We start from the raw sequence: 6,320 nt of genomic DNA on the forward strand, positions 1-6,320 counted from the left end.
ACCACCGCCCCGAGCANGATCAGCAGGACCAGCGGCTTGTAGTAGAGGCGCAGGCCGACGCCACCGTCCTGCCCGATCTCGCCGAGGCTCGCATAGACCTGGCTGGCGCCGATCGTCAGCAGCCCGGACTCCGTCACCGCCATCTGCGGGCTCGGGTAGAAGCGCTTGCCGGTCTCGACCTGGCCGACCTCGTCGCCGGCCCGGGTGCGGATCGTCAGGTAGGCGGCGGCCTCCTCGTAGTTCGGTCCCTTGCGCGGCGCGACCCGGTCCAGGGTGGCCGTGTAGGGCCCCGTCGCCAGGGTCTGGCCGGGCTTGAGGGTCGCCAAGCCCTCGGTGGCCCAGCCCTGCGCGGCGATGCCCAGCACCACCACGCCGACCCCGGCATGGGCGATGGCGGTGCCCCAGGCCGAGCGCGGCAGGCCGAAGGCGCGGCGCCCGATCTGGCCGAGCGAGCGGGCTCGGCTCGCCCCGTAGCCCCGGGCGCGGGTGACGATCTCCAGGGCGGAGCCGATCAGCAGATAGGCGCCGAGGCCGATCCCCACCGGCGCCAGGACCGGGCCGCCCCAGGTGAGGGCCAGGACCACGAAGCCGACGACCAGGGCCACCGCCAGCGCGGCGAAGAGGCGCTGGGCGGCGGCGAGCACGTCGCCGCGCTTCCAGGCCAGTGCCTGCCCCACGGGCACGATCAGCAGCAGCGGGATCGCGAGCGGCACGAAGGTGGAATTGAAGAAGGGCGGCCCGACCGTGATCTTCTCGCCGGTCAGCATCTCCAGCACCAGCGGGTAGAGGGTGCCGACCAGCACGGTGGCGCAGGCCGCCACCAGGAAGAGGTTGTTGAGGACGAGCGAGCCCTCGCGGGAGATCGGCGCGAACAAGCCGCCCTGCCGGAGCAGCGGCGCGCGCCACGCGAACAGCGTCAGCGAGCCGCCGATGAACAGCACCAGGATCGCCAGGATGAAGACGCCGCGGGTCGGGTCGGTGGCGAAGGAATGCACCGAGGTGATGACCCCGGAGCGGACCAGGAAGGTGCCGATCAGCGAGAGCGAGAAGGTCAGGATGGCGAGCAGCACCGTCCAGACCTTCAGGGCGTCGCGCTTTTCCATCACTACCGTGGAGTGGAGCAGCGCCGTGCCGGCGATCCACGGCATCAACGAGGCGTTCTCGACCGGATCCCAGAACCACCAGCCGCCCCAGCCGAGTTCGTAATAGGCCCAATAGGAGCCCATCGCGATTCCGAGGGTCAGGAAGCACCACGCGGTCAGCGTCCAGGGCCGCACCGCCCGCGCCCAGACGGCGTCGATCCGCCCGTCGATCAGCGCGGCCACCGCGAAGGCAAAGCTGATCGAGAAGCCGACATAGCCGACATAGAGGAGCGGCGGATGGATCGCGAGGCCGGGATCCTGCAGCAGCGGGTTGAGGTCGTTGCCCTCGAGCGGCGCCGGGATCACGCGGGTGAACGGGTTCGAGGTCGTGATGATGAACAGCACGAACACGAAGGTGATCAGCCCCTGCACGCCCAGGGTGTTGGCCCGCAGCCGCGGCGGCACCGCGTTCTTGGCGGCGGCCACGCAGGCGCCGAACAGCGTGAGGATCAGCACCCAGAGGAGCATCGAGCCCTCGTGGTTCCCCCAGACGCCGGAGAGCTTGTAGATCAGCGGCTTCTGCGTGTGCGAATTCTCGACGACGTTCTGGACCGAGAAATCGGAGGTGACGTGCGCCCAGGTGAGCGCCGCGAACGCGAACAACACGCAGGCGAAGGCGCCGAGCGCCGCCTGCGAAGCGGTCTGGCGCAGGGCCGGATCGCCCGAACGTGCCGCCCAGATCGGCATCACCATCTGGACGAGGGAGATCGCCAGCGCGAGCGCGAGGGCGAAGTGACCGGTCTCGACGATCATGCGGGTTCCCTCACCGCTCGCTGCGGGGGCCGAGGGTGCTGTCCGCCGCCGCCGTAGCGGGTTTCGGCGCCGGGGCCGCCTTGTTCGGCCCCCCCTCCTGCCAGCGCCCCTGCGCCTTCAGCGCGTCGGCCACCTCGCGGGGCATGTAGGATTCGTCGTGCTTGGCGAGCACCGTGTCGGCGCGGAACTCGCCGCCGGGCTCCAGGACCCCCTCGGCGACCACGCCCTGCCCTTCCCGGAACAGGTCCGGCAGCAGCCCCTTGTAGTGGACCGCGACGGTGGCGTTCGTGTCGGTGACGGCGAATTCGACCGTCTGGTCCGGGCCGCGCCTGAGCGAGCCGTCCTTCACCAGACCGCCGAGCCGCAGGCGCGTACCCGGGGCGATGGCCTGCTGGGCGATGTCGGTGGGCGAGCGGAGAAACACGATCGAGCCGCTCATGGCGTACAGGATCAGCCCCACGGCGAGCGCCAGCACGCTGCCGCAGGCGGCGATCAGGATCAGGCGGCGTTTCTTACGCGTCACGATACTTCCACCCCGCGGTCCGGCGCGCGGAGACCCGCCCCGACCGGAACCGTTCTCATTCTAGTCTTGAGGGTGTCGGCTCCAGGCGCCCGCGGGTCAAGGGCGGGCATCAGGACCGATTGTCGTACGGGCCCCGTCCCGCGCAGGCGGCCTCACGATTTCGCGGTGTAGCGGATCGGGCTTGTCAGGGATTCGGCTTGGCGGCGAGGTCCAGCTCCCGGGCGAGTCCGTCGAGCCGCGCCACCGCGTCGCTGTTGGCGGCCAGCGCCATCCGGGCGCGGTCGAGGGCCTTCACGGCCTGGTCGCGCTCGCCCAGCGCGCTGTAGGAGCGCACGAGGCGCATCCACTCGTCCGGCGTGCCGCCCCGCGCGGCGAGGCGCCGGTCGAGCCCCTCGACCATGCTGCGAATCGCCGCCTGCTGCTCCGCCTGCGGCATGGCGCGCACCGCCGCCATCGCGGCCTCCTTCTCGGCCTGCGCGGTCGGGCCGGCCTCACCCGACCCGGCGGGCCCGGGCGCCGCGCCCTCCGCGCCGAGTCCCACGGCGCGGGCGCCCTGCTCCACCTGGGCGAGCCCCTGCGGGTCACCCGCGAGGGCGGTCCGGGCCCGGGCCAGGGCGGCGGCCGCCTGATCGGGCTCGCCGAGGACCACCCGCGACCGGACGAGCCTCAGCCATTCGTCGGAGGTGCCGCCGCCGGCCTTGAGGCGGGCATCGAGACCGTCGACCATGCCGCGGATCGCCGCCTGCTGCTCGGCCGGGATCTTCGGGGCGGCCTGGGGCGTCGTCGGGGGCGGCGGCGGCTCGCCCTTGAGGCGGGCGAGGCTCTGCTTGACGTTTCCGAGCCAGGGGGCGGTCCGGGGGCTGCTGGCCTCGAGTTCGGTGAGCTGGCGGATTGCCTCACCGGTATCGCCGGCCTGCTCGGCCGCCCGGGCCAGATAGAAGCGCGGCTTCGGGGCGTTCGGCTCCTTGGCCTGGGCCTTCTCGAACAGGGCCTTGGCCTCGGGCGAGACGGTGCCGTCGCCGGCCGCCGTGAGGGCTTCGGCTTGATCGGCGAGGGTGTCGGCGGTCTCGCCCTTCAGGCGCGCGATGTTGGCGTAGGCGCGGGCGGCATCGTCGAAGCGGCCGGTGCGCATGTAGACCGGGGCGAGCACCGCCCAGCCGCGGGCGTCGTTCGGGTCCCGGGCGAGGCGCGCCTCGATCTGCCCCACCGCCTTCATGAGTTCGTCGGCCCCGCCGCGGGTGGCCTGCCGGTCGGCTTCCGTCTGGGCGGGCAGTTCGGGCGAGCCGTAGAGGCCGTAGGCGATCAGCGCCACGAGGGGAATGGTGGAGAGCGCGAAGGCCGAGGCCGCCCGCCGCCGGCGCAGGCGCGGCTCGGCCGGGCGCGCGGCCTCGACGAGGCCGGCATCCTCGGCCTCGCGCTGCGCCTCGCGGCTTGCCCGGAGCAGTCGGCGGGCCGCCTCGGCCTTGGCGGTCTCGGCCTCGTCCGGAGCGATCAGGCCGCGTTCGAGGTCGCGGTCGATCTCGGCGATCTGATCCTCGTAGAACGCGGTCTCGGTGGCGAGCCCGCTCCCGCCCGCCTCGCCGGTCGGCACGGCGGCGCGCCGCGACATCGGCCAGAGCAGGCCGAGAACGGTCGCCGCGGTCATGGCCGCCAGAATGAACCAGATCGCCGTCATGGACCTTTCCGCCAACGAGCCGGACCGGCCCGCCCCTCCCCACGCCCTGTGGAGCCGGCAGCGTGATGCCACGACGCCTCCCGACGGCGGCACGGTGTCACGCAACTCTCCCACGATGACAAGGGCCTGGGCTGGGCCATGAGGCCGCGTCGGCCTCACACCGCCCCCTCGCGGAACTCGCGGACGGCCTCAGTGGGTCGCGGTGCCGACGGGCAGGTCGCCCGGCACCTCCAGCACCGCCCGCAGGCCGCCGAGCGCTCCCTCCTCCAGGGTGAACCGCCCCCGGTACAGGGCGGCGAGGTCGGCCACGATCGACAGGCCGAGGCCGGATCCGGGCTTCGATTCGTCGAGGCGCCGCCCCCGGCCGAGCACGGCCTGGCGGGCCTCCGGCGGCAGGCCGGGGCCGTCATCCTCGATGGCGACGACGAGGTGGGGATAATCGTCCTTGTCGACCGCCTCGGCCCGGATCGCCACCCGGCCGTGGGCCCATTTCGACGCGTTGTCGACGAGGTTGCCGACCATCTCCTCGAAGTCCTGGCGCTCGCCGCGGAAGCGCAGGCCGGGAGGCACGTGGACGTCGTAGGCGATATCCTTGTCCCGGTAGATCTTCCCGAAGGTGCGCACGAGGCCGGCCAGCGCCGGCTCCACCTCGGTCGAGGTGCCGAGCGTGCCGGCGAGCGCCGCGGCCCGCGCCCGGTCCAGATGGTAATTGACCTGATCGCGCATCACCGCAGCCTGCTCGCGGATCTTGTGCGTCAGCTCCTCGGGGGCATCGGAGGCGCCGACCTCGTTGACGATGATCGAGAGCGGCGTCTTCAAGGCGTGGGCGAGGTTGCCGACCTGGGTGCGGGCGCGCTCCAGGATCTCCCGGTTGGTCTCGATCAGGAGGTTCACCTCGCCGGTGAGCGGCGCGATGTCGCGGGGATAGGTACCGGTGATGCGGTCGGCCTCGCCCCGGCGCACGGCGCCCAGCGCCGCACGCATCTTCTTGAGCGGCGCGAGGCCGAACCGGATCTGCAGCAGGGTTGTGATCGCCAGCGACAGGCCCAGCAGGCCGAAGGTGATGGTCAGCGAATTGCGGAACCGGTCGACGTCGTTGACGATCTCGTCGGCGGGACCCGCGACCCGGACCGTGTAGCGGCCCTCCTCGCCGAGATCGACGTCGCGCTCCATGATGCGCAGGAGGCGCCCGTCCTGCCCCTTGCCGTAGCCCTGGCGGATCTGGCCGACGCCAGCCTTGCCGTCCGAATCGGTGGCCGCCGGCAGCGGCACGCCGACCAGCGAGCGGGAGGTGCGCACGTCCCGCGGCTTCGCGTCGGGCTTGCCGACCTGCCAGTACCAGCCGGACAGGGGCAGGTCGAAGCGCGGATCGCCCAGCGAGAAGGTCCGGCTCTCGGGATCGTTGGGCGAGACGAGATCGGTGGCGAGGTTGTTGGCGAAGACGAGGAGCCGGCTGTCGAAGGAGCGCTCGGTGTTCTCGCGATAGAGGGTCGTGAGGATCCAGGCCGCGATCAGCAGGATCGCGGAGCTCGACAGGAACGCCGACACGGCGAGCCGCACCGCGATGGAGCGGCGGCGCAGGGAGAAGAGGCCGATGAGGTCGATCATGGATGCGTCGGTCGCTCAGACGGGCGGCGGCGCATCGTCGAACACGGCGCCCCGCATCAGCGGGCGCGCCGTGCGGACGAACGCGCCGCGCGCGACCCGCCAGCCGTCGCCAACCACGACCTGCAAGAAGGTGTCGTCGATGTCGGCATCCGGCCGCGCGGAGCGCTCCACCACACAGGTCTTCGACACCGACGAGACGCCCCCGCCCATGCCGTTGAGCTGCCGCCCGAACGGGTCGGGACTGTCCATGGTGGAGAGGAAGACCGGCTCCCGGGCGGCGACATCTCCCGGTACGTCCCGGCGGTGCAGCATCAGCGCCTTGCTGGTGCCGCCGCGCATGAAGACGGCCGGCAGCGTGCCGGAACGTGCGGCCGCGCTCACATCCGCGCCGGCGGCTGGTTGGGATCCACGAGATAGCCGAGGCCGCGCACGGTCTGGATCAGGTCCACCGCGAGCTTCTTGCGCAGGCGGCCCACGAATACCTCGATCGTGTTCGAGTCACGGTCGAAATCCTGATCGTAGAGGTGCTCGGTGAGTTCGGCCCGGGACACGACCCGGCCGGTATGGTGCATCAGGTAGGAGAGCAGCCGGTACTCGGGCTCGTCAGTTCACCGGGCGC

5 protein-coding genes and 1 pseudogene are annotated in these 6,320 nt (G+C 72.1%); all 6 read right to left on the reverse strand.

The genetic code is table 11. The features are described from left to right. A partial coding sequence (locus I53_RS09175) for a heme lyase CcmF/NrfE family subunit (RefSeq protein ID WP_043349498.1) occupies positions 1-1,895 on the reverse strand: 1,895 nt, incomplete at its 3' end. Positions 1,896-1,905: 10 nt separating this feature from the next. Continuing rightward, the gene (ccmE, locus tag I53_RS09180) at positions 1,906-2,418 is read right to left on the reverse strand and encodes a cytochrome c maturation protein CcmE (protein WP_043349500.1); all 513 of its coding nucleotides are present in this window, start codon (positions 2,416-2,418) and stop codon (positions 1,906-1,908) included. 184 nt (positions 2,419-2,602) lie between these two features. Then, on the reverse strand, positions 2,603-4,093 hold the full coding sequence (ccmI, locus tag I53_RS09185) for a c-type cytochrome biogenesis protein CcmI (RefSeq protein WP_043349503.1): 1,491 nt from the start codon (positions 4,091-4,093) through the stop codon (positions 2,603-2,605). 189 nt (positions 4,094-4,282) lie between these two features. Further along, complete coding sequence (locus I53_RS09190; RefSeq protein ID WP_043349505.1) at positions 4,283-5,701, reverse strand: sensor histidine kinase; 1,419 nt, start codon at positions 5,699-5,701, stop codon at positions 4,283-4,285. A gap of 15 nt (positions 5,702-5,716) precedes the next feature. Continuing rightward, positions 5,717-6,082 carry a PrpF domain-containing protein gene (locus I53_RS09195; RefSeq protein ID WP_043349508.1) on the reverse strand — a complete coding sequence of 122 codons (366 nt, stop codon included), beginning with the start codon at positions 6,080-6,082 and terminating at the stop codon, positions 5,717-5,719. Further along, positions 6,079-6,297 (reverse strand): annotated as a pseudogene (locus tag I53_RS09200) (helix-turn-helix domain-containing protein); the annotation flags it as partial. The pseudogene I53_RS09200 and the gene I53_RS09195, both read right to left, overlap by 4 nt. Positions 6,298-6,320 lie beyond the last annotated feature (23 nt).

This window comes from Methylobacterium sp. B1 (assembly GCF_000333255.1).
Lineage (GTDB): Bacteria > Pseudomonadota > Alphaproteobacteria > Rhizobiales > Beijerinckiaceae > Methylobacterium > Methylobacterium fujisawaense.